The organism is Planctomycetia bacterium, from assembly GCA_021413845.1.
GTDB lineage: Bacteria > Planctomycetota > Planctomycetia > Pirellulales > PNKZ01 > PNKZ01.
In genome coordinates this window covers 13,147-36,555 of sequence record JAIOPP010000008.1, presented here as the reverse complement: position 1 = coordinate 36,555, position 23,409 = coordinate 13,147, and the positions used below count along the sequence as shown (strand labels likewise).

The window sequence follows — 23,409 nt, the reverse complement described above, 5'->3', positions numbered from 1 at the left end:
TCAATAGCCCCGGATGCATATCCGGGGCCGCACCGTGACGATCGTTCCCTATCTTTCGTGGCGGACGGCACGTGGAACGTGCCTGCTACTTGATAGGCACTTTACCCGGCGCCCGGCTTGGATTGTAATAAGGGTTCCTTCCTTTGCCGTCCCGCCTGCCTTCGACCTGCCCCGGAACCGTTTTGATGCTGCGATTCTTATCGTATTCGTCGTGTCGTCTTGCCGTCGTCGCACTAACACTCGGCGTCGTGCTCGGTGCCCCCGCATCGCCGGCTGCGGCGGAATTGTCTTGGCCGGAGAAGAGTGGGCCGACTTGCGATGGCCGGGCCGCGGCGGCCGATATCGTCGGGCTGCCGACCGAGTGGAGCGAGACGAAGAACATCGCTTGGAAGATCCCGCTCGAAGACGAAGGGCATTCGGTCCCCGTCATCGGCGACGGCCGGATTTGGTTCACCGCGGCCTCGCACGACGGCAAGAAACAGTTCGTCTATTGCGTCGATCCCGCGACGGGCAAGGTGCTGCACCATAAATTGCTGTTCGAGAACGAGAAGCCGGAGCCGCTCAACAATGCGGTGAACACCTACGCGTCGCCGTCGTGCGTGTTGGAGCACGATGCGCTCTACGTCCATTTCGGCAGCTACGGCACGGCGAAGCTCGACCCGACCACGGCCGAAGTCGTATGGCAACGGCGCGACATGCCGGCGCGCCACTATCGCGGGCCCGGCTCTTCGCCGTTCGTGTTCGAGAACTTGCTGATCCTCACGTTCGACGGCGTCGATCGGCAATACATCACGGCGCTCGACAAACAAACCGGCAAAACGATTTGGGAAACGAAGCGCTCGCACGATTACCAAGACCTGAACGAAAAGGGAGAACCGCGCGGCGAAGGAGACTTGCGCAAGGCTTATAACACGCCGACGTTGACGATGGTCGCCGGGAAGCCGCAACTCGTCTCGGTCGCTTCGCGCGCCGCCTTCGGCTACGACCCACGGACGGGCCGCGAAATCTGGATGTTCGAGCACCCGAATTTCAACGCCGCACCGCGGGCACTCTTTCTGCCCGGCTTAGCGATCATCAATACCGGATCGGAAGGGGCTAACCTGATCGGGCTCCGCCTCGACGAAACCACGCAAGGCAACGTCACGAAGTCGCACTTCAACTGGCATCGCAAGAAAGGGAACTCCGCCCTTTCGTCTCCCGTCTTGGTCGACGGGAAGGTCTATCACGTTACGAATCAAGGAGTGATCTACTGCGTCGACGGTAAGAGCGGCGAAGAGGTTTGGAGCAAGCGCGTCGGCGGGAGCTTCTGCGCCTCGCCGGCCGTGGCGGGTAACCTCATCTACTTCTGCGACGAGAAAGGAAAGACGATCGTCGTCCGCGCGGGCTCCGAATTCACCGAAGTCGCCATCAACGAACTCGGCGACGGCATGCGGTCGTCGCCGGCGATCGCCGGAGGGGCGTTGTATCTGCGGACCTTCGGGTTTCTGTACAAGATCGCAACGGCGAAGTAACGGCCGGAAGCGGGGTCGGAGGTCAGGGGTCGGGGGTCGGAGGCTGTCTGACTTTCGACCTCTGTCCTCGATCGGCATCCCCTTTTCCCCTTAAATCGGCCTTCCCGTGAATTCGGCCAAGAATTCCACGGAATTTTGTACGGCGGTGTTCGGCCCTCCGCACTATTAAGGGTGACGGGCCGATTTCGATTTCTTTTCCGCCGACGGAACCACTCCGATGCGCCTTACTCTTCGCGTGCTGCTCGCCTATCTCGACAACATTCTCGAACCGGCCGACGCACAGGCGGTCGAAGCGAAGATCGCCGAAAGCGAGACCGTTTCGACGCTGGTTCACCATATCCGCGAGATCTCGAAACGAGTCCGCATCCCGGCACCCGAGGTGCTCGGCAAGGGGCTCGGTCTCGATCCGAACACGGTCGCCGAGTATCTCGATTACGGCTTGTCCGACGATGCGGTGCGCGACTTCGAAAACGTCTGCATGTCGAGCGACGTTCACATGGCGGAAGTGGCCGCCTGCCATGAAATCTTGTCGCTCGTATTGGTGAAGCCGGCGGAGATCGATCCTGCTTCGCGGCAACGGATGTACAACTTGCTGAACGAGCCGATGCCTGCGCCGATGACGGCCGAGCCGGTCGCGGTGCCGGTCGCCATCCCGGTTCCTTCCGCAGCGCAACGTGCGGCCGCCGCTCCGACATCGGCCCCCGTCGAACCGCGCCGCAAGGCCGAGGTTCCCTCGTATCTTCTGCAAGGAGAAGACCGTTCCGGACGCCTGGGAGGCCGCCTCGCTTTGGCAGCGGCGATCTTGTTGGCGCTCACGCTCATCGGCGGTGCCGCCGCACTCAAATTCGTGCCGCACGACGACCTGCCCGGCTTCATGCAACCGATGGCCGTCGCGCTGTTCGGCAACCGATCGCTGCTCGCCGAAGTCGAACCGGAAGATCATCGACTGATCCATGCGACGCACAACGCTTCTCCCACGGCCACGCCGAGCGGCACGCAGGTCGTCCCGCTTCCGCTCGCTTCCGCATCTCCGACCGGCCTATCGACCTTGGGCCTGCGGCAACCGGAATCGGCCATCATTCCGGCCGCGGGCCCTGCCCCGACGACGACGGTGGTTGCGCCGCTCCCCCCGATTCCGACGCCGGGAGCCGTAGCATCGGGAACGATGCCCGCACCGGCCGCCACGGCGATCACGATCAATACGACCGTAGCCACGCCCCTCGGCACGGCCGGCACGACCACGACGATTCCCGTTCCTAAGGGGACGGGAACCGCGATGCCTGCGACGGGAACTACCGTCGCGGTGCCGAGCGTCGGCATCGTGACGACGACGACGCTTCCTGCCGCAACGGGTACTCCTCCTGCGACGAGCGTTTCGCAGCCAGCGAAGATCGAAGCGGTCGGTCGCGTGAGCTCCGACGTGTCGCAAGTGATCTTACGATTCGATCCTCGTGCCGGTTGGGTCAGGCTGCAAGGACGCGATGCGTTGATGGTGGGCGATCGGTTGCTTTCGCTACCGGCCTTTCGTCCGCAGATTTCGCTCGCCGGCGGTCTGATGATCGATCTGCTCGGCGGCACCGCGATCGAGTTGCTGCCGCTCGATCCGAACGGCGTGCCCGGCGTCCGCTTGTTGCACGGTCGGCTGATGATGTTCACTTCCGGCGCACCGCAAGCGAAGGTGGTTTTGGAAGACGGCAATCGGCGGCTGAATCTGGCATTGAGTGCCGCGGAATTGGCGCTGGAGCACCAGTTCCATCGCCCGCGCGGAATCGACCCGGCCGCCGGACCGCTCCCCTGGTCGTTGACGTTGCATGTGAAAAGCGGAGAAGCGGCGATCGTCGATCCGGCCGGAGCGGGCTCGACGCTGAAGTCGCCGGGTAGTTGGCTAATTACCGGGGCTTCCCCGCTCGAACCGCTGGCGGCGGCGAACTTGCCCCTCTGGATTTCGAGCGACGAACGGGACTTACTGGAAAAACAAGCGGCCGATTTCGTCGAACAAGCCTTGCGCGAAGATAAGGCGGTGAACGTGGCGTTGGAAGAGATCGTCGACGATCGACGCATCGAGAACCAACAACTGGCCCTGCGCTGCCTCACGCAACTCGGCGACTTCAACGACTTCACGCCTCTCTTGCGCGATCCGACGCAACGCTGGTCGACCTGGGAAAAGGATCTCGAACTCCTCTCCCTCGCTTTGGACTACGGGCCCTATCATGCCGAGCGCATTCGCGATGCGTTCATCAAGCAGCATGGACCGACGAAAGGTGCCGACCTCTATCGTCTGCTCTGGGGCTTCAACGACGAGCAACTCAAGCAAGGAACGGCTAAGGCGCTGGTCGAGACGCTCGATCACGACGATCTCGACTTCCGCGTCTTGGCTTATTGGAACTTGCTGCGCATCACCGGCTTTGCGGCCCTCTCCTACGCTCCGCAAGACCCTCCGCTGAAGCGCAAGACCTCGATCGTGAAATGGCAACAAAAGCTCGACGCCGGACAAATCGTGCATAAGAAGAGTTAAGCTTCGAGACCCGAGCTTGCAACTCGCCGAGTTCACGGCACACTGATCGTCGCGATGTCCCTTGCTCGCACTGTCCCTTGTTCGCGCTGTCCCTCGCTCGCCCTCCCCCCAAGACGATATCCCCCGATGACCGACCTCGCCGACGACGATCGTCTTGCGTCCGCCGATGCCCTAGCCTCGACCGACGGCTTGCCGCGTGGAATGTTGCCGCCGCTCCGCTCACGCGAGCTTCCGCCGCCCGTTCCGCTGCGGAAGATGATCGGGCCGAGCATCATGCTCGCCGGCTTGGCGCTCGGCAGCGGCGAGTTCATTCTCTGGCCTTACATTACCTATAAGTCCGGCTTCACGTTCTTTTGGGCCTGCGTCCTCGGCGTCGTGACGCAGTTCTTCGTCAATATGGAGATCACCCGTTGGGCCCTGGCGACGGGCGAGAGCGTGGTAACCGGCTTCGCGCGTTTGAGCAAGCATTGGGCCGGGATCTTTCTCTTTCTCAATATCGTTCCCTGGATGATTCCCGCTTGGGCCATGGGAGGAGCGACGCTTTTCAGCTGGCTCGCGTTCGGGGCCGAGATGGACGCCGGCGGTAACATCGCTTCGCCGCATATTGCGCCGCTCGCGATCGTGAGCTTGATTTTTTGCGGTATCGCGCTGACGGCCGGACCGGTCGTCTACAACACGGTCGAGAAGATCCAGTTGTTTCTCGTGTCGTTCATCATGCTCGTCGCCGTAGCGCTCGGCTTTCTCTTGATCCGCGGCGATGCTTGGCTCGCGCTCCTCGAAGGATTAATCCATTTCCGAGTTCCGCCCGCCTCTGCGAATCTCGATGCCACGATGTTGCTCGGAGCCATCGCCTTCGCCGGAGCCGGCGGAACGATGAACCTCTGCCAAAGCAACTACGTGAAGGAAAAAGGGTACGGCATGGGGGCTTACATCGGCCGGATGATGAGTCCTATTACCGGCAAAGACGAAGCGATCTCGGAGACCGGCTACTCCTTTCCGACGACATCGGAAAATCTTGCCCGATGGCGCGTCTGGTGGCGCGCGGCGAACCTCGAACATTTCCTGTCGTTCTTCTGCACGTGCGTCATCTGCTTGTTCCTGATGGCGCTCATCAGCTACAGCATCTACTACACGGCCGACGGCACGCCTCGCGCCGATACCGAACGCTACACCAAAGACATGGCATTCCTATTCGGAGAAGCCGGCGCCATCGAGCAGACGCTCGGCCTTCCGTTTCGGGTAGCCTTTCTGATCATGGGAATCGCGATTCTATTCACCACCGAGATCGGCGTGCTCGACGCCGCCAGCCGAATCTCGACCGACATCGTGAAAGTGAATTGGCTGCTGAACAACAAACGGTGGAGCGAAGGCCGGCTCTACTTCGCATTCCTCTGGGGCACGATCTCGCTCGCTTCCGGCATCGTCTTGTTAGGCGCAAGTCGTGTCGAGAATACGTTGTCGTTCTTCAAGCTCACCGCTTCGCTCAACGGAGCGGTCATGTTTCTCTACTCGGGCCTGCTCCTCTATATGAACTACCGTCGCCTCCCGGCTCCCATCCGGTTGTCGGTTCCGCGCGCTCTGATGCTGGCGTGGTCGGTTCTGTTCTTCGGCTTCTTCGCGGTCTGGACCGCGTGGGACAAGCTCGCGGGATAAGTTCCGCGAGAGCTTTCCACGATGTAAGTCGAGGCGGCATCGCGCTCGCACAAGCCGATGTTTTCCGTCTCGCGATGCCGCTGCTCGCGTCTCACCGACGCCGGCATCGTTCGCCGGCGTTTTCTTAAGTCGTGCATATCGTGCGGTTTGCGCCTCGCAACCACTTTCTTAAGCTGCCTTGACCCCGCGGCGCAACCCTACCTATAATCCGCCGCCGTTTTCCAGGCGGCAGCATTTCTCATAAGCATCTATCTCACTTCGTTTTAGAGCGACCTAGCGCACCTCGCATCCTGCCTGAGGTGCGCTCCGTCCAGGAACAACTTCTTGCCGATCGTCTCCAGCGAGCATCGACTGCTCTCCGGATTCGCTGCGCCGCGAACCGTGCGCGGCTGCGCGCTCGGTCGACGATTCTTCGCTCGCTGTTTCTGGTTGTCGTGCGTGATCTTGTCGTGCGCACTCGGCGTTGCGAATCCCGGTTCGGTGCGCGCGGAATCGGAGATCTCGTTTCCGGAAGTCGAAGCTCGGCAACCGATTCTTTTCGGCGGCGACGAAGCGACGTGTTGGACGAAAGGGCTGTTCGAAGTTTGGGTCTTGCGCGGCCGCTGCTACGTGCAGCAAGGCCCGATGGCGACCGAAGCGCAAGAGGCCGTCCTCTGGGTCAAGCGCACGAAGAACGACGATCGCGAAGAAACGTCGATCATCGCGTATCTCGAAGGAGACGTGCGGATCGTCGATAGCCGCAACACGACCGGCTACGAAGTGCGCGATCGTGCGTGGCTCGGCGAGTTTGCCTCGAATGCCCCGCTGCAAGTGCGCACGCCGCAACCGAAGCCTGCACCGGATGTGTTGCCGCAAGTCTTCGTCAACGCCCAGGCGCGCCGCGACCTGTTGCTGCAACCGATTCGGCAGGCTCAATTCACGTCTACACAAAATCCTTACGCCGCTCCGATCGTCTCCAACGTGCCTCCGGTCGGCGCTCCACCGGTTGCAACGGCGCAATCGGCTCCGGCAGCGGTCGTCGCGCAAGCCTTGCCGTATGGGCAATCCGGCACGACGACGACGCCGAGCTACACTTCGCAGCCGAATAACGTCGCGCAGCCGACGATCAATGCACAGCCGGGCTTGGTCGTACAGCCCGGCGTCGTCGCACAACCGAACATCGGTATCGCTGCGACTCCGGCGCCTCCGCCAGGACGGCGATTGCGAGCGTTCTCGCGCAGCAGCGTCAAAGTGCAAGTGAAGTGGATTCCGAATCCGAACAATCCGCAGGAATGGGTCGGCGTCATTTCTCCCGGCGTCAACCTCATCATCGACGGACTAGCCGGCTCCGGACAACTCGACATCTCGACCGATCGCATGGTCGTCTGGACGACAGGCACCAACGAACCGGACCTTTCCGGCGAACGTGCGGACGGCACCGATCGCCCGCTCCAGCTGTACTTGGAAGGAAACGTCGTCTTCCGAGAAGGGACGCGCGTGATCTTCGCCGATCGGATGTTCTACGACGTCAACAACCACGTCGGTACGATCCTCAACGCGGAAATTCTCACCCCCGGCCGAACTCCGGACTCGATGGCCCGACTCAAGGCCGACGCGATTCGGCAACTCGGCGAGAATCGCTTCGTCGCGAACAACGTGAAAATGACGACGAGCCGGATGTCGAATCCGCGCTATCGACTTCAGACGAGCGAACTGTTCTTTGAAGATAATCAGCGTCCCGTCGTCGATCCGCTCACGGGCCAACCTGCGATCAACCCGGTTACGGGCGAAGAGATCGTCGAACACGATCGCTTAGCCTCGAGCACGAACAACACCGTCTTCATCGGACCGGTGCCGGTCTTCTATTGGCCTCGCTTCTCGTCCGATCTCGAGTCGTCGAATTTTTTCGTCCGCAATATCCGTTTCACGACCGATCGAATCTTCGGACAAACGATCAAAACGGATCTCGACATGTTTCAAATTCTGGGCATTAAGAACAAGCCGAGCGGACACGACTGGATCTTGAGCCTCGACTACCTGAGCAGTCGCGGACCTGCCGGAGGTACTACTTACCTCTATGCCGGCCAAGACTTCCTCGGCACGCCCGGACGCTACCGCGGCTTCTTCGATGCGTGGGCGATCAACGATACCGGCTTCGACAATCTCGGTAGCGATCGCTCGCATTTACAACCCGAGCATGAATTTCGGCATCGGATTCTCGAACGTCACCGTCAACAACTTCCCGACGGGTTCCAACTGACCGGCGAATTCGGCTGGATCAGCGATCGCAACTTCCTCGAGCAATACTACGAGCTCGAATGGGACACGTTCAAAGATCAGAACACGGGCGTGGAGTTGAAGCGCATCGTCGACAATCAGTCGTATGCGTTATCGGCCGATTTTCGCCTCAACATGTTCTTCACGCAGACGAATCAACTGCCACGCTTCGATCATTTCTTGCTCGGACAAAACCTGCTCGGCGACTCGCTGACTTGGTACGAGCATTCTTCGGCCGAGTATGCACAGCTGCGCATCGCTTCCTATCCGCGCGATCCGGCCGACTTGGCGAAGTTTCAACTTATGCCTTGGGAAGTGACGTCGTCGGGTGAACGGCTCGTCACGGCGCAAGAAATCGATCTGCCGTTCTCGTTAGGTCTCGGCAAGGTCGTTCCTTACGCACTGGGACAAGCGGGAGATTGGGGTCAAGTTATCGACGGCAACGGCACACAACGTCTCTACGGACAAATGGGCATCCGCGCGGCTCTGCCGTTCTGGTCGGTGAATCCCGAAATCAAGAGCGAACTGCTGAACATCAACGGCATTGCACATAAGGTGACGTTGGACGTCGACGCCAGCGTCGCGGGCGCAAATCGCGATTTGTCGAACTTCCCGCTCTACGACAATCTCGACGACGACTCGCAAGAAGCATTCCGACGCCGGTTCGCGGACAACACCTTCGGCGGCACGACGCCGATCCGTTTCGACGAACGGTATTATGCCTTGCGTAGCGGAATGGCAAGCAACGTCACCGCCGCTTCCGCGGAAATCGCGGACGACATGGCCGCGGTTCGCATGGGTTTGCGGCAACGTTGGCAAACCAAACGCGGTCCGATGAATAAACAACGGATCGTCGATTGGATTACGCTCGACACCGAAGCCGTTTACTTTCCGCGCGCCGATCGCGACAACTTCGGCCAGAACTTCGGCTTGGCGAAGTACGATTTCCGCTGGTATCTCGGAGAGCGATTGTCCATCCTGTCCGACGGAGGGTTCGACTTCTTCAATCAGGGTCAATCGACCATTTCCGCCGGCGTCATGCTTACGCGCCCCACGAACGGTAATATCTACTTCGGATATCGCTCGCTCGATGGACCGTTCCAAGCTCAAGTCTTAATGGCTTCGGCCAGCTACCGCTTGAGCCCGAAATGGCTCGGCAATGCTTCGCTGAGCTATAACTTTACTCAAAACGGAACCGTCGGTAATTCCTTCTCCTTGTTGCGAGTCGGCGAATCGTTCTTGGTCGGCTTCAACTTCGCCTACGATGCTTATAAGAACAACGTGATGGGCACTCTCGTGATCGAACCTCGCTTCTTGTCCGGCCTCACGCGTAGCGCCATGCAAGGCGCCTCGCTGCCGCCGGTCGGAGCTTACGGCTTAGAATAATCGAACTCGGAATCCGCAGAGACGGTGCGAGCCTATTATGCCCGATGAAGAAATCATGCTCGATCGCTCTTGGCGGCGAAAATTTCATTGCGCCTTTCGCGGGCTGAAGCGCGGCATGCGGGGCGAAAGCAGTTTCTTCGTTCACGTCTTCGCCGCCGCGGCCGTCGTCGTCGCGGCGGGGGCTTTCGATGCCGATCGCTACGAATGGTGCTTGCTCGGTCTCTGCATCACGACCGTATTCACGGCCGAGATGTTCAACTCGTCGATCGAACATCTCGCCAAAGCCGTCGATCGAAATTTCAATCCGCATCTTCGCGACGCGCTCGACATCGCCGGAGGAGCCGTGCTGCTCGCTTCGCTCGGTGCGGCGGCTCTCGGCCTCGCGATTCTCGGCCGGCTGGCATCGACCGCACTCGGTTGGTAGACCGATTCGCCGAAAAGTCCGTTCGATATCGTGATCGCGCCTACGGTTCGCTCGTCTCGATCGTGCCGAGCCGCATACCGGGCACTACGCGATCGTCTTCGTAGACGTAAACGTTACGCAACGTTCCTGCCGTCGGCGCCGGGATATCGATCGTGATTCCGTCGGCCGCGACTTCGAGCAACCGGTCGCCGCGCAGCACCACGGAGCCGACATCAACCAACCACAGGCTCACCGAGACCGGCTCGGCATTCAACCCAAGGTCGGGCATGACGAAGTCGACGGTCATCGGCAAATCCGATTAGAGGTTCCGCCCGCCACCATCAGTAGCGATAGGCCGTGACGGCGAGAAACACGAGCCATACGACCATCGCCGCTGCGGCAGCGATAAACAGCATCCAAGCACGGCTGCGATCCATGGCGACGACCCTTTCGGGATTCAAGCTTTCGGCGGGAGCTCGATGACGAAGTCGCGACGGAAGGCGTTCTCGAAATCATAGATATCGTCGAAGTCTTCGCGGCGATCGTGCTTCGTTTTGCTCATCTCGCCGATCTCGATCAGATTGAACACGATGTTTCCGAAATCGCCCGTTTTGCGAATTCCCCAACTCTCAAGCACCGTCTTCGCCATATAGCCGTATTGCTCGATCGCGAAGCGGCGAATCGCATCCGAGAGTTCGCCGCCGGTTAAATGCCGCTGTCCCTCCGCAGCCTCGGCTCCTTCCGGCGTGTCGATCGTTTCCGTCGGCGTTTCGGTCCCTAGGCCCAACGTATCATGGGCATAGCGCAGCGCCTCGAACACGAAACCGTACGCTTCACGCTTATAGCGTTTGTCGGCTTCGAGAAGTTCGACGAATGTTTGCGGTTTCGACATAGCGAATCTGAGAAGAATTCAAACGAACCAAAAACGATCGGGCTACGACTTCTCGACCTCGCCCGGTGGACCATCTTCAGGCGGAACACGATCTTTCGACGTCCGTGTTTCCGAAGCGGAAGCTCCCGAGTCCGGCGCTGCCGACGCTTGCGGCCGCCGCCCGACAGGCACCACGCTCAACACATCCGAAGCGTTGATGAGCACGCGCCGGCGATCTTCCGTTTCGACCAGTAATTGTCCGGCCAAGATCTCTTGCGCCAAGATCCTGACCTTGCCGTCGCGCGTCAATGCCTCGGCCCCGACCGGCGGCATTTCTTTTTGCAGATCCTCGTAAGTGTCGTATTCGTAGCGCAAGCAACATTTCAGCCGACCGCAGCGGCCCGAGATCTTCGTCGGGTCGAGCGTCGCTTTCTGGAGCTTCGCCATCTTCATCGACACCGGCGGCATTTCATTGAGATGCGTATTGCAACAGACCGGCTTGCCGCAATCGCCGTAGTCGGCCAATAGCTTCGCTTCATCGCGCACGCCGATCTGCCGCATTTCGATCCGCGTCTGGAACTCGTTCGCGAGCACCTTAACCAAGTCTCGAAAGTCGACCCGATTTTCCGACAGATAATAGACGACGATCCGCTCGCCGCCGAACATCTGCTCGACGTCGACGAGCTCCATCGGCAGCTTCAACGCCGCGATGTGTCCTTTGCACGATTCGAACTCGCGCTGCTGGCGCTCGAGCAATCGCTTCGACTCGCGCTCGTCTTCGGTCGACATCAGCCGGAGCACTTGCCCGCGGCGAGGGTCGGTCATCCGTTCGACGACGCCGTCGGTCGCTTCGAGCAGCACTTCGCCGACTTCGAGCCCGCGCTCGGTGCGCGCGACGACCCGATTGCCGCGCGCAAGCGTTTCACCACGACTCGTGGTAAACACTCCGAGCGTGCGCATCACACCGTAGCGGACGACGTAACGGTTGGACATCGGCGATCATGACGGGAAGGCGAAGGGGCGACGAGACCCGACAGTATATCGCCAACCGTCCGCAGCGGAAAGCACGTCGCGGCAGACCGTCAGTCGCGTGCCGGCAAGCTCGACGTTTCGCGAAGAGCCGCTTCATAGACTCGGTCGAGCGTGGCGAGGATCGCCGACCGCCGGATATTTCGTTCGCTCGGCGTCGGGCACCGAGTCGCGTCCGCAAAGCCTCAGCAGAAGTCAAAACATATTAACATCGCCCCAAGACCGAAGGCCGGTCTTGGATTAAACTGAAAAAGCTTTCCCGACGAAAAGTTTCGCCGTTCGAACAGCATTTCGACAAGTCCGTTCATCCAGCTTCGCAACTTCGCTCATGTCGCTCCTTCGCATCACCGGCGGCACCGTCTACGACCCGGCCAATGGGATCGACGGCGAAGTGCGCGACATTTGGATCGAAGACGCTCAGATCGTCGCTGCGCCGACTGACTCCGGCACGCGCGCCGATCGCACGATCGACGCCGTGGGCCTAGTCGTCATGCCCGGCGGGGTCGATATGCATTGCCATATCGCCGGCCCGAAAGTAAACATCGGCCGGAAGCTCAGAGCCGACGAGAAGCGGCAAGCGGAGCCGCTGCGCCGCGCAACCACGAGCAGCGGTTTCCAAACCCGCAGCGGCACGATGGGGAGCGTCCCCAGCACGTTCGCCACGGGCTACAAATACGCCGGCCTCGGCTACACGACGGCCTTCGATGCCGCCGTGCCGGCGCTTGCCGCAAGGCACGCACACGAAGAATTCGCCGATACCCCCTGCCTCGACAAAGGCTTCTTCGTCTTGATGGGGAACAATCATTACGTGATGCGCAGCATCGCCGACGGAGAATCGGAACGACTCCGCGGCTTCGTCGCGTGGTTGCTCGCCGCAGCGAAGGGCTACGGCGTGAAGCTCGTCAACCCGGGGGGAGTCGAAGTCTGGAAAACGAGAGCCGGCGGCAACGTGCATGGCCTCGACGACATCGTCGCCGGGTTCGACGTCACGCCCCGCGCGATCATCCGCGAAGTGGCCCACGCGGCCGACGAGTTGAAGCTGCCGCACGCCGTTCACATCCATGCCAACAACCTCGGCATGCCCGGTAATTGGACGTGTTCGGCAAGACGACCAGCATGACCGGCGACGGGCCGATGGGTTACTACCTCAGCCGCATCTATCGAACCAAGTGGTTCTCGGCCGATGTCGAGCAAGAAGCCGGCTGCGGCATCGCCCCGATCGAGTACAAGAACAAGAGCCTCGTCCACGCTTGGCAATGGGCCATCGGCCTCGAGTGGTATCTCTTAGTCCACGATCCATGGCGCGTCGTCATGAGCACCGACCATCCCAACGGCGGCTCGTTCCTGGCCTATCCGCAAATCATTCGCCTGCTGATGGATCGGACCTATCGCCGCGACGTGCTCAAGACCGTGAACGAAGTCGTCGCCAAGGGGAGCGTGTTGGCCGATCTCGAACGCGAATATACGCTGAACGAGATCGCGATCATCACGCGCGCCGGCCCGGCCCGGATTCTCGGCTTGAAACGGAAAGGACATCTCGGCCCCGGCGCCGATGCCGACGTCACGATCTACACTCCCGACGACAACAAGGAGACGATGTTCGAGCTGCCGCGGTTCGTCATCAAGGCGGGCCGCGTGCTCGTCGAACAAGGGGAACTGCGCGAAGACCACTTCGGCAAGTCGCTCTACGTGTCGCCCGGCTTCGACCCCGGCCTCACGACCGATATCGCCCGCTGGTTCGAAGAGTGCTATTCGATCCGCTTCGCCAACTATCCGGTCGACGCGAGCTACCTGCACGCGGCGGAGGAAGTGGCATGCGGTTAATAGATCGGCCGGCCGTATGAAGCCGATTCCCCTGAACTCCGCCGCGACTCGCCGTCGCCGCTGGTTCCGCATCTTCCTCGCGTTCGCATTGCTCGGCGCCTCGCTTGGGTTCGGCTCCTGGTCATACCAGGCCACGGAGCGCTCGCAGACCTACACCGCTTCGTTCATCGGGCGCAATTCCTGCGCCGCTTGCCATTCGGCGGAAACGCAGAAGTGGACCGGCTCGCACCACGACCTCGCGATGGATCTCGCCACGAGCGCGACGGTCGTCGACCCGAAAGCGTTCGACGATCAAGAATTCACGGCGCACGGGATCACCTCGAAGTTCTTTCGCCGCGGCGAGAAATTCTTCGTCACCACCGACGGCCCGACCGGCGCCTTGGAGACGTTCGAAGTGAAGTACGTCTTCGGTGTCGATCCTTTGCAGCAGTACATGGTCGAGTTTCCCGACAAGAAAACGGTTCGCAATCCGCAGGGACAAGAGATCGAGCTGCCCGGCAATCGGGTGCAAGTTCTTTCGATCGCTTGGGACACGCAGAAGCACCGCTGGTTTCATCTCTATCCGACGCGCAAGTTCCCAGCCGGCGACTGGCTGCATTGGACCGGCGGCGGCCAAAACTGGAACTACATGTGCGCCGAGTGCCACAGCACCGATCTACAAAGGAAATACGATCTCGCGACGAACACCTACCACACGACGTTCGCCGAGATCGACGTCAGTTGCGAGGCCTGCCACGGCCCGGCCGGCGAACACGTGGCCCGTGCGGGCTCGACCTTGGGTTTCAACGACCCTCGCCATTTCCATAGCTACGCGCTGAACAATCTCAAATCTCCCGACACGCTCGCCGAAATCGAAACCTGCGCGCAATGCCATGCGCGGCATCATATCGTGCATGGCGACTACCGCCCCGGCCGCAACTACCACGACCATTACGAGCCCTCGATGCTCGACGGCAATCTCTATCATGCCGACGGTCAGATTCGGGAAGAGCTTTACGAATACGGTTCGTTCTTGCAGAGCCGGATGTTTCGCGAAGGGGTGCGGTGCTCCAACTGCCACGATCCACACAGCCTGAAACCCAAGTTCCCGGGCAATGCGCTCTGTACGCAATGCCACATCCCGGCGAAGTACGATACGCCGACGCACCATCATCACAAGTTCGATTCGACCGGCGCGAAATGCGTCGAGTGCCACATGCCGGAAACGATCTACATGGAGGTCGACCCGCGCCGCGACCATAGCATTCGCATTCCTCGGCCGGACCTGACGAAGAAGCTCGGCACTCCGAACGCTTGCGGCAACTGCCATAAGAAACCGGAAGAGTCGGTCGACTGGTTGATGGCGAAGGTCGTCGAATGGTACGGCCCGAAGCGCAGCGAGAGCAAGCACTACGGCGAGGCCTTGGAAGCCGGCCGGCGGCACGACCCGCATGCCGCGGCAGGTTTGATCGACTTAGCCAAAGCCAAGCCGACCCTCACGACCGAGGAACGTGCCGCGGCCGTCGGGCCGATCGTGCGCGCCGGCGCCGTCGCGCTGTTGGCCGGCTACGACGACGACGCCGCACGCCAAGCGCTCGAGAAAGCCGCGGCCGACCGCGATCCGCTGGTGCGTGTCGCGGCGATCCATGCGATCGAGCAACGGAGCGATCAGCAACTACGGCCGTTCCGATCGCTGCTCTTAAGAACCCTCGACGATCCGATTCGGAACGTCCGCACGGAAGCGGCAAAAGTCTTGACGCGAGCCCCTCCCGTTGCCGACTCGCCGCGGGAACTTCGCGAGAAGTTTCAAGACGTGTTCCAAGAATGGATCGCGGGCCAATCCGCGGCCGCCGATCGAGCGGAGCCGCACACCGGAATCGGCACCGCTTACACCAACTTGCTGAGGTCGACCGAAGAGATGAAGTATGCCGAGCTCGCCGAAGCGGAGTTTCAGAAAGCGCTGCGACTGAATCCGGCTTACTTGCCGGCAGTTCGCAACTATGCGGCTCTCCAAGATCTCATCAACAAAGACGAAGCCGCGGAAAAGCTTTTGCGGCAAGCCTTGGCCATGATCCCGAAGCTCGACCAACCGGAACAAGAGACCAAGCAACTGCTCGCCGACACCGATTACGAGCTCGGTTGGCTGTTGCTCCGCGACCCCCGAGGAACGCGCCTAGGCGAGGCCCTCGCTCATTTCGAGAGTTGCATTAAGAACGATCCGAACAACGTCGAAGCGATGCAATATCAAGCGTTCGCACTGCTCGGGCTCAATCGCTTCACCGCCGCGGCCGAAGCTCTCACGCGCCTTTGCAAGCTCGCGCCGCAAAGCTCGGGGCTGCTCGTGCAATATGCCGAGCGTGCGGTTCGCTCGGGCCAAATGGATCAGGCCCGCACTTTTCTCGAAGTGCTGCTCGCCGTCGATCCGGCGGCGCGAACGAAGTATCCGCAAATAAACGAACTGCTGCGGCAATCGGCGGGTCGCTAACGACACTTCGCACGAAAGCCGCGTCGCAGTTCGCTTGCATCGAGGCCGATTTACTTGCCGCCCGGCTTCGGTGCGGCCTTCTTGTCTTGCTTCGGCTTCTTCGACTTCTTGTCGTTCTTCTGGCTGTTGTTTCCCTTACCCATGACGAACTCCTTTTGATTTGAGGGCCGATCGAACAACTCGATCGGAGCGTGAATGCGCTGAAGTCGGTTATAGCAGACGTCGCGGAAAATCGCGATTTCAAAAAGCGCGACTCTGCGGCGATGAGGCTTGTCGGCGGTCGAGCGGCGGTTGAGAATCGAGGGGAAGCTTTCCGTGCGCGGCTCATGCCGATCCGCACCCCTGTGACCACGACCGCCGATTTCCATGTCGAGCACCGCCCCTTCCACGCCGGCTTCCGCACCGCTTCTGTCGTCGGAAATGTTGGCGAAATTGGAGACGCTCGACCTCTTGAGCCGGAAAGTGTTTCAAGGACGGATGAAAGGAGAACGCCGCAGCACGCGCAAAGGGCGGAGCGTCGAGTTCGCCGATTTCCGCAACTATGCCCAAGGAGACGATCTCCGGTTCGTCGATTGGAACATCTTCGCACGGCTGGAAAAACTCTTCGTCAAGTTGTTTCTCGAAGAAGAAGACCTGCACTTCTACGCTTTGATCGACAACAGCCCGTCGATGGAATTCGGCGATCCGACGAAACTCCGAGTCGCCAAGCAAATCACGGCGGCGCTCGCCTTCATCGGGCTCATTCGCTCGCATCGCGTGCGCATCGAAACGCTGGGGCAAAGCCTGCGTCGTCCCGGCCCGGTGTGGCGCGGCAGGCAAAACGCCTGGCGGATGTTTCGCTATCTCGACGATCTCGCCGGCAACGAAAAGACCTCGCTCCTGGAAGGGGTGAAGAATTTCGGCCTGCGCAACACGGGCCGAGGCATCGCGCTGCTCGTGACCGACTTGATGGACAAGCAGGGCTATGAAGCGGCGCTCCGCTTTTTGGCGGCGCGGCGCATGGATGCTTACGTCATTCACATTTTGAGCCGGGAAGAGATCCGGCCCGACGTCGTCGGCGATTTGCGTTTGATCGATTGCGAAGACGAGCAAGCGACCGAGATCACAGCCGGCGAAACTCTGCTGAAGGCTTACGATCGCACGCTGCAAACCTACCTCGCCGAAGTGCGCGAGTTCTGCGCGCGGCGGGCGCTAGGCTACCTCTTCATCGACAACGAAACGCCGATCGAGCGGGTCGTCGCCGAAACGCTTCGCCGCCAAGGATTGGTGGGCTGATGGAAGGAGCAATCGCCGGCCTGTCGTGGTGGCAATGGGCGATTCCGCCGGCGGCGGCCGCGGCGATTCTGGCGCTCTACTTTTTGAAGATGCGCCGCAAGCCGGTCTCCGTGCCGAGCACGTATCTCTGGCGGCGCACGGTCGAAGATCATCGCGTCAACGCGTTGTGGCAGCGGTTGCGGCGGAGCCTGTTGTTGCTCCTGCAATTATTGCTGATCGCGCTCGCGGCGCTCGCGCTGCTTCGTCCTACCTGGCAGGGGTCGGCCTTGCGCGGCGGACGTTATATCTTTCTCGTCGATAATTCGGCGAGCATGTCGGCCGACGACGTCCGCCCGACGCGGCTGGACGAAGCGAAGCGCAGGATTACGAGCTTGATCGAGCGCATGAACTCCGGCGATACGGGCATGGTCGTGAGCTTTGCCGACGGCGTGCGGGTCGAGCAAGCGTTTACCGATAGCCGCGAACGGTTGCGTAGAGCGGTCGCTGAAATCGGCCCGACGAATCAAGCGACGTCGCTCGACGAAGCACTCCGCATTTGCGCCGGACGAGCCGGTCCTACGCCGAGCGCCGGCGACGCTCCCGCTGACGATGCTCGACGGACGCAAGTCTTCATCGCGAGCGACGGAAACTTTCCCCCGATCGAAAACGTGTCGCTTGAGAATCTCGAACCGGTTTTCATTCCGATCGGCTTGTCGACGACGAAAAACATCGGCATCGTCCAGTTCGTGATTACGCGCAGCGCCGAGAAGAGCGACTCCGCTCAAGCGCTCGCCAAGCTTAAGAACTTCGACGCCGGCGAACGAACCGTCGATGTCGAACTACGCACGGCCGATCGGCTCGTCGATGCGCAGCGGATCACGATCAACTCGAGCTCGCAGAAAGATGTCCTCTTCACGATCCCGCAAGCAGCGGACGGCGTCTGGGAATTGCGCTTGCTGGTCGACGATGAGTTGGCCGTCGACGATAAGGCTTGGGGCGTGCTCGCGCCGCCGCATAAAACGCAAGTGCTGTTGGTATCGCCGGGCAATCGGTATCTCGAGGCGGCGCTCGTTACCGAGGAAGCTCTGCGATGGTGTACGGCCGTGACGAAGCCGCCGGCGTTTCTCGAAACGCCCGACTATCGCTCGCTCGTCGATTCGGGAACGATCGACCTCGTAGTCTTCGACCGTTGCCGGCCGGCCGCGGCGCCTCCTTGCTCGACTCTCTATCTCGGCACGCTTCCGCCGGGCGATGCTTGGCGCTCCGCTCCCCTGGTCGATCTGCCGCAAGTGATCGATGTCGCGCGGACGCATCCGTTGATGCAGAACGTCGTGCTCGGCGAGGTGCTGATTGCCGAAGGTGCGCCGCCGACCGGACCCTCGGGCACTCAGATGCTCATCGACTCGGACCGCGGGACGCTGGCCGTCGTCGCGCCGCGCGACGCCTACGAAGATGCGGTCCTCGGCTTCGCGATGTTCAATGCCGAGGGCGCGCCGCTGACGAATTGGCCGCTCGTCGACGGCGGCGGCTTCGAGCAGTTCGTGCTCAACACGGTGCAATACTTCGGCCGCGATCGGCGCGGAGCGGCGGCCGAGTCGACGAAGCCGGGGCAAACGCTCCGGTTCCGCCTCGAAGCGCTCGACAAGGCGACGATCGTCGCCCCGGACGGCAGCCGCACCGCTCTGCAACGAAGCCCGCAAGGAGACTTTTCGTTCTACGCGACGAACCAGGTCGGCCCCTACCGCGTCGTCGACGGCGAGCGGATGCGACGGGCTTTCGCCGTCAATTTGTTCGACTCGCGAGAATCGAATATTTCCGTCGCCGATCAGCCGACATTGCGGGTTGGGCAAGAAGAAATCGTCGGAAAGTCCGATTGGGAGGAAACTCGGCTCGAAGGTTGGAAGCCGTTTCTCCTCCTCGCGCTGGTTTTGCTTCTGGCGGAGTGGTATATCTACGGTAGACGCGCAAGCTTGTAACGCTCCTCCGAATGCCGGCTCGATAGGCCGCCGCACCGCGTGGGGAGATTCGTTAAGAACGGCGCGAGGGCAAACGTCCGGTCGTGGGGTATCGAGCATGAGTCTGAAGAAGAGTCCTCTATCGCCGGATTCGTCTTACAGCGTTAAGTCGCGGCCGAAGACGCCCAAGATTCTGAACGAGTTCGTCGAGCATAAGCTGATGAACAAAGTCAGCTATAAGGAATACCGCGATGCCGTGCGCGGCAAGTACGACGGACCTCAAGGGGCGTTGCTGACGACCGCAAGTTTTCTTTCGCTCCATCTCGCGCTCGGCGACCGTCTTTTCCGGCAACGCAAATTCGATCTCGCCGGTTGTAAAAGCATTCTCGATGTCGGCAGCGGTGCCGGTCAGATCTCGAAGCATCTATTGAAGTACGCCGATCCCGACGCTTCGATCACGTGCTTCGACATTTCGTTCGAGATGTTGCGTCGCGCTCGCAACCGGCTGAAGAGCGAGATCCCGTGCAATCTCGTCGCCGATCTGACGCATCTTCCGTTTGCCGACGGCAGCTTCGATTGCGTCACATGCGGCTACGTGCTCGAACATCTTCCCGACCCTAGGCCCGGCTTGGCCGAACTGGCCCGCGTGATGGTGCCGGGGGGCAGGATGCTGTTGTTGGCGACCGAAGACAGCTTCTCCGGTGCGTTCACGAGCCGCTTCTGGTGCTGCCGCACCTACAATCGCCGCGATCTGCATCGAGTTTGCGAAGAGATGGGGCTGCATTGGAACCGCGAGCTTTGGTTCACGCGCATGCACAAGCTCTTGCGAGCCGGCGGCATTTGCGTCGAGATGGTGCGCACCGCGAATAAAGCGGTCTAGCCCCCTTTTCGCGGCCTTTCGGCGCTTCCGCGCGCCGAAAACTCCTCCCTTCTCTTTGCAGCCCGGCTTTATCGAACGCCGTCGAACCGTTATCTTGCGGGCTCTCGCAAGAGACGCCGAGTCTTGGTTTTCGCACGCATGAAAGGGCCGAGGTCATGGGTTTGTTCGACGGTAAGAAGGGGCTGATCATCGGAGTCGCCAACGATCGCTCGCTTGCGTGGGCCATCGCGGAGTTCATCATGGCCGAAGGAGGCACCTGCGGCTTCACCCACCTCCCCGATCGGCCCGACGACGAGAAGAAGAAGAACCGGCTGCGCGTCTCGAAATGCACTGACAAATATCCGGCTCAAGCGAAGTTCTTGATCCCGCTCGACGTGCAGAAAGACGACCAGATTCAAGCGGTGATGCAGACGACCGCCGCCGAGTTCGGCAAGATCGACTTCCTCGTCCACGCCGTGGCCTTCGCCAAGCTCGACGATCTCAAGAAAGATACGATCGAGACCAGCCGCGACGGCTTCAACCTCGCGATGGAAATCTCGGCGTTCAGCTTGATCGCGGTCGCCAGAGAAGCCCGCGCGGTGCTCAACGACAACGCTTCGATCGTCACGCTCACGTATTTCGGCGGCGAGAAAGCGGTGCCGGGTTACAACGTGATGGGCATTTGCAAGGCGGCGCTCGACAGCATCGTGAAGTATCTCGCTTACGATCTCGGCCCACGCGGCATTCGGGTCAACGCCGTGAGTGCGGGCCCGGTGCGCACGCTCGCCGGAAGCGCGGCCGGCGTCGACGACATGCAAACGCTCTACAAGATGATGGCCCCGCTCGGACGCAACATCACGCACGAAGAAGTCGGCCGGACCGGAGCGTTCCTCCTCTCCGAGATGTCCAACGGCATCACCGGCGAAATCCTCCATCTCGACGGCGGCTACAACATCATGGGCTCCCCCGGCCGGCTGCTCGATGCCGCCAAGGGGCAACTCGAAAAGAAGTAGCCCTCGCGCGTCGGATCTTCCCGTCGCGGGACCGCAACACCGCTTGCGGTTTCGCGGAAGCTCCGACGTCGCGCGTTCGCGAACCCGCAAGCGAGGCGACGGCACTCGCTCGCGCAACGATGTCACATTCTTTGATTTCCTCGCAAGGAAACAGCGCAATGCCGATTTCCCCCGTGCCGATTGCGATCGCCGTGGTCGAGCACGAGGGGAAATTGCTCATCGGGCGTCGGCCCGAGGGGAAGCCGTTAGCCGGCTTGTGGGAATTCCCCGGCGGGAAGGTCGAAGCGGGCGAATCGCCGGCCGCAGCGGCGGAGCGCGAATGCCTTGAAGAGACGGGAGTTCGCGTTCGCGTCGGCGCGGCGTATCCCGAGGTCGTGCAGCAATACGACCACGACCGCGTGCGACTGTTCTTCTTCGCTTGCACGCTCGCCGATCCGGCTGCCGTCTCGGCGATTGCCGCCGGTTATCGTTGGGTCGCGCCCAGCGAGCTCGGCGCTTACGAATTCCCTGCCGCCAACGCCGGCTTGCTGACGCTGCTTGCCGGCAATGCTGAAGCGCGGCGCTCTCCCGCACATGGTTTACCGCAGCCGGCGCAATAGCGCCGTGCAGTGCGTCTTCGTAAACTTCGACGCGGCAACGCGATCGCGAGTGAATCCGTTTCGTCGTCGTCGCTGGGCACGCTTCCTTGCGACGGCATGTCGGCATTTCGGTCTAGGTTCGTGAAGGAATGTCGAGTATTTTTGAAAGGCTTACAAAATCGGGGCTGCAGTCAAACGGTCGCTTGGAAGCGGCCGGATGAAATGCGAACCGAAAAACCTCGGGCCGCGTAGAGTCGTAAGCGGCCTATTCGGCGAGTTCGGAGCCATCTTCGATGACTTCGAATCGCGCAGGGTGAAGGTCGAAGCAGCGCACGAGAAGTCTTTTGGTCCGAAGTTTGCTTAGCGGATTGCGAACGAGTGCATGGATGCGAGGAAGGATCCTCGCCGCGGGCACTCGCAGAGACATCGAACTCACGGGGAATGGAGCATGGAAGCTCGTACGATTCGCTGGGCGCTTTGCGCCTGTCTGCCGATCTTTCTCGGCGCGAGTTACCGAACGCAAAACTTCATCGTCAACGCGCCGACGCAAGCGGTCGCGAAACAAGTCGGCGATTCGGCCGAACGCTTTCGCAGCGAGATCGCCGTGGAATGGCTCGGCGAAGAGTTGCCGAGTTGGGGTCAACCCTGCCCGATCACGGTGCAAGTCGGCGACAAGCTCGGCGCCGGCGGCGCGACCAGCTTCGTCTTCGATCGGGGCGAAGTCTTCGGTTGGCAAATGACGATTCAAGGCTCGCTCGAACGGATTCTCGACTCGGTGCTGCCGCACGAAGTCACGCACACGATCTTCGCCACGCACTTCCGTCAGCCGCTGCCGCGCTGGGCCGACGAAGGGGCATGTACCACGGTCGAGCATTCTTCCGAGCGAACCAAGCAGCAGCAAATGCTGATTCAGTTTCTCAAGACCGGTCGCGGCATTTCGTTCAGCTCGATGTTTGCGATGAAGGAATATCCGGCCGACGTCTTGCCTCTGTATGCGCAAGGCCATTCGCTCGCGAGCTACTTCATCGCCCAAGGGGGCAAACGGAAGTTTTTACAATTCGTCGCCGACGGCTTGCAGGACGAAAACTGGGTCCGCACCGTCAACGCCCATTACGGCTTCGCCGATCTCCGCACGCTGCAGACCACGTGGCTCGATTGGGTTCGCACCGGCAGCCCGCCGCTGCAACAAACTTCGGTCGCGGCTTCGGTCGCAACATCGCAACCGGCGCTCGTAGCGCAAGCGAACATCATTCCGACGGCCCCGGCTCCGGCGAACTTGGTGACGAGCGCACCAGCCGCGCCTCCGGCACCGATGTTTCAATGGACCTCGACCGCCGCTTCGAATCGTAAGCGTGAGCGCCCGACACCGAACCTCGTTCATCAGGTAGCGCCGTCGAGCGGCATCGCTCTGGCGAACGACACCGACGCGATACAACAAGCGGCGAAACAGCCGGCGGCACCCTTGAACTCAGCGGTCGTCAGTGCGGGGCACATGGTGCCGGTCACGCCGAGCTCGGGGATCGTCAACGCTATGGCAACGGTTCCGAGCGGCCCGATCCAAGGAGGCGCGAGCCGACCGCAATCGCCCGAGACGCCGAAGCAGATCGTCCTGCAATGGGCCAAGGGAGCCGAACAACCGGTCTCGGCTTATTCCAGCGGCGCGCAGCCGCAAAGCGTTCCCGCTGCGGCACCGCTGTTCGATGCCGGGCTCTCGAGCGGGGTGATGCGTCGATAGGGACGGTGCTGGATAGACGCGGCGCTGAGACTCCCCGGGGTATGCACCCCGGGCTATTGAATGAATCCGCTGACCCCCGAATCCTGGCCCCCGACCCCTTCCT

At 61.2% G+C, this 23,409-nt stretch carries 15 protein-coding genes and 1 pseudogene; 13 read left to right on the top strand and 3 right to left on the bottom strand.

Going from position 1 to position 23,409, the window contains the following annotated elements; genetic code table 11:
- Positions 1-185: 185 nt before the first annotated feature.
- From K8U03_01565 to K8U03_01545, 5 genes are all read left to right on the top strand, one after another.
- Positions 186-1,511 (top strand): PQQ-binding-like beta-propeller repeat protein, encoded by a 1,326-nt coding sequence (locus K8U03_01565; GenBank protein ID MCE9603571.1) that lies wholly within the window; start codon positions 186-188, stop codon positions 1,509-1,511.
- A 217-nt stretch (positions 1,512-1,728) separates the two neighbouring features.
- Positions 1,729-4,026: a hypothetical protein gene (locus K8U03_01560; protein ID MCE9603570.1), complete on the top strand. Its 2,298-nt coding sequence runs from the start codon at positions 1,729-1,731 to the stop codon at positions 4,024-4,026.
- A gap of 126 nt (positions 4,027-4,152) precedes the next feature.
- On the top strand, positions 4,153-5,679 hold the full coding sequence (locus K8U03_01555; GenBank protein ID MCE9603569.1) for an Nramp family divalent metal transporter: 1,527 nt from the start codon (positions 4,153-4,155) through the stop codon (positions 5,677-5,679).
- 324 nt (positions 5,680-6,003) lie between these two features.
- The gene (locus K8U03_01550; protein ID MCE9603568.1) at positions 6,004-9,321 is read left to right on the top strand and encodes a hypothetical protein; all 3,318 of its coding nucleotides are present in this window, start codon (positions 6,004-6,006) and stop codon (positions 9,319-9,321) included.
- 37 nt (positions 9,322-9,358) lie between these two features.
- The gene (locus K8U03_01545) at positions 9,359-9,745 is read left to right on the top strand and encodes a diacylglycerol kinase (GenBank protein ID MCE9603567.1); all 387 of its coding nucleotides are present in this window, start codon (positions 9,359-9,361) and stop codon (positions 9,743-9,745) included.
- 40 nt (positions 9,746-9,785) lie between these two features.
- On the opposite strand, the gene K8U03_01540 is transcribed toward K8U03_01545, so the two are convergent.
- The 3 genes from K8U03_01540 to K8U03_01530 form a co-directional block, all read right to left on the bottom strand.
- The gene (locus K8U03_01540; protein ID MCE9603566.1) at positions 9,786-10,031 is read right to left on the bottom strand and encodes a lipoyl domain-containing protein; all 246 of its coding nucleotides are present in this window, start codon (positions 10,029-10,031) and stop codon (positions 9,786-9,788) included.
- A 150-nt stretch (positions 10,032-10,181) separates the two neighbouring features.
- The gene (locus K8U03_01535) at positions 10,182-10,616 is read right to left on the bottom strand and encodes a hypothetical protein (GenBank protein MCE9603565.1); all 435 of its coding nucleotides are present in this window, start codon (positions 10,614-10,616) and stop codon (positions 10,182-10,184) included.
- 42 nt (positions 10,617-10,658) lie between these two features.
- A complete protein-coding gene (locus K8U03_01530; protein MCE9603564.1) occupies positions 10,659-11,588 on the bottom strand; it encodes a signal peptidase in 930 nt (309 codons plus the stop codon).
- Between the two features lie 364 nt (positions 11,589-11,952).
- On the opposite strand from K8U03_01530, the pseudogene K8U03_01525 reads away from it, so the two are divergent.
- The 8 genes and pseudogenes from K8U03_01525 to K8U03_01490 all read left to right on the top strand — a co-directional run bounded on the left by K8U03_01525 (position 11,953) and on the right by K8U03_01490 (position 23,306).
- Positions 11,953-13,448 (top strand): annotated as a pseudogene (locus K8U03_01525) (amidohydrolase family protein).
- A 16-nt stretch (positions 13,449-13,464) separates the two neighbouring features.
- A complete protein-coding gene (locus K8U03_01520; protein MCE9603563.1) occupies positions 13,465-15,912 on the top strand; it encodes a HEAT repeat domain-containing protein in 2,448 nt (815 codons plus the stop codon).
- Positions 15,913-16,278: 366 nt separating this feature from the next.
- Positions 16,279-17,187, top strand: coding sequence for a DUF58 domain-containing protein (locus tag K8U03_01515; protein MCE9603562.1), 909 nt, complete (start codon positions 16,279-16,281; stop codon positions 17,185-17,187).
- Positions 17,187-19,142: a VWA domain-containing protein gene (locus K8U03_01510; GenBank protein ID MCE9603561.1), complete on the top strand. Its 1,956-nt coding sequence runs from the start codon at positions 17,187-17,189 to the stop codon at positions 19,140-19,142. Before K8U03_01515 ends, K8U03_01510 begins: the two co-directional genes overlap by 1 nt.
- 97 nt (positions 19,143-19,239) lie before the next feature.
- Positions 19,240-20,001, top strand: a complete 762-nt coding sequence (locus K8U03_01505) for a methyltransferase domain-containing protein (protein MCE9603560.1) — start codon at positions 19,240-19,242, stop codon at positions 19,999-20,001.
- Positions 20,002-20,156: 155 nt separating this feature from the next.
- The gene (locus K8U03_01500; GenBank protein ID MCE9603559.1) at positions 20,157-20,993 is read left to right on the top strand and encodes an enoyl-ACP reductase; all 837 of its coding nucleotides are present in this window, start codon (positions 20,157-20,159) and stop codon (positions 20,991-20,993) included.
- Between the two features lie 158 nt (positions 20,994-21,151).
- Positions 21,152-21,592, top strand: coding sequence for a (deoxy)nucleoside triphosphate pyrophosphohydrolase (locus K8U03_01495; protein MCE9603558.1), 441 nt, complete (start codon positions 21,152-21,154; stop codon positions 21,590-21,592).
- A gap of 427 nt (positions 21,593-22,019) precedes the next feature.
- A complete protein-coding gene (locus tag K8U03_01490; GenBank protein MCE9603557.1) occupies positions 22,020-23,306 on the top strand; it encodes a hypothetical protein in 1,287 nt (428 codons plus the stop codon).
- Positions 23,307-23,409: the final 103 nt, after the last annotated feature.

What these genes read in the sequence shown, in the direction of transcription:
- K8U03_01490 (MCE9603557.1), top strand. Translation starts at nt 22,020, where the DNA reads ATGGAAGCTCGTACGATTCGCTGGGCGCTTTGCGCCTGTCTGCCGATC.
- K8U03_01545 (MCE9603567.1), top strand. Translation starts at nt 9,359, where the DNA reads ATGCCCGATGAAGAAATCATGCTCGATCGCTCTTGGCGGCGAAAATTT.
- K8U03_01535 (MCE9603565.1), bottom strand. Translation starts at nt 10,616, where the DNA reads ATGTCGAAACCGCAAACATTCGTCGAACTTCTCGAAGCCGACAAACGC.
- K8U03_01560 (MCE9603570.1), top strand. Translation starts at nt 1,729, where the DNA reads ATGCGCCTTACTCTTCGCGTGCTGCTCGCCTATCTCGACAACATTCTC.
- K8U03_01530 (MCE9603564.1), bottom strand. Translation starts at nt 11,588, where the DNA reads ATGTCCAACCGTTACGTCGTCCGCTACGGTGTGATGCGCACGCTCGGA.
- K8U03_01540 (MCE9603566.1), bottom strand. Translation starts at nt 10,031, where the DNA reads ATGACCGTCGACTTCGTCATGCCCGACCTTGGGTTGAATGCCGAGCCG.
- K8U03_01565 (MCE9603571.1), top strand. Translation starts at nt 186, where the DNA reads ATGCTGCGATTCTTATCGTATTCGTCGTGTCGTCTTGCCGTCGTCGCA.
- K8U03_01555 (MCE9603569.1), top strand. Translation starts at nt 4,153, where the DNA reads ATGACCGACCTCGCCGACGACGATCGTCTTGCGTCCGCCGATGCCCTA.
- K8U03_01510 (MCE9603561.1), top strand. Translation starts at nt 17,187, where the DNA reads ATGGAAGGAGCAATCGCCGGCCTGTCGTGGTGGCAATGGGCGATTCCG.
- K8U03_01500 (MCE9603559.1), top strand. Translation starts at nt 20,157, where the DNA reads ATGGGTTTGTTCGACGGTAAGAAGGGGCTGATCATCGGAGTCGCCAAC.
- K8U03_01495 (MCE9603558.1), top strand. Translation starts at nt 21,152, where the DNA reads ATGCCGATTTCCCCCGTGCCGATTGCGATCGCCGTGGTCGAGCACGAG.
- K8U03_01515 (MCE9603562.1), top strand. Translation starts at nt 16,279, where the DNA reads ATGTCGAGCACCGCCCCTTCCACGCCGGCTTCCGCACCGCTTCTGTCG.
- K8U03_01505 (MCE9603560.1), top strand. Translation starts at nt 19,240, where the DNA reads ATGAGTCTGAAGAAGAGTCCTCTATCGCCGGATTCGTCTTACAGCGTT.
- K8U03_01520 (MCE9603563.1), top strand. Translation starts at nt 13,465, where the DNA reads ATGAAGCCGATTCCCCTGAACTCCGCCGCGACTCGCCGTCGCCGCTGG.